The 313-nt window shown below is 63.9% G+C and carries 1 protein-coding gene; it reads left to right on the top strand.

From position 1 onward, the window contains the following. Positions 1-105: 105 nt before the first annotated feature. Positions 106-313: hypothetical protein (locus tag EN807_RS34075; RefSeq protein ID WP_135938062.1), on the top strand; the 208-nt coding region annotated here is incomplete at its 3' end.

Genomic DNA, 313 nt, shown 5'->3' on the forward strand with positions numbered 1-313 from the left:
CTGCTCGCGCAGCATATCGAACCAGTGGCAAGGATGCTTCTGGGAGAACCGAACCCGCATCTATCGAAACCAGGCGTCGAGCTTCGCTGGGGCAACAGCGGCTCGATGTCGGTCGACCTGCAGAAGGGTGTCGCGTTCGACCACCAGGACAATGAGGGCGGTGGCACCCTCTGGATGCTGGGCAAGCTGCAGGGTCTATCCGAAGGCGAAGCCGTGGACTGGCTGCGCGACAACGGCTTCGAGCTTCCGGACAGCCAGACCCCACAGCGCGGCAGCAATCAGCTCGCCGGCCCCGGGAAGAAGGAAACCGTCC

This window comes from Mesorhizobium sp. M5C.F.Ca.ET.164.01.1.1 (assembly GCF_004792125.1).
Taxonomy (GTDB): Bacteria; Pseudomonadota; Alphaproteobacteria; order Rhizobiales; family Rhizobiaceae; genus Mesorhizobium; species Mesorhizobium wenxiniae.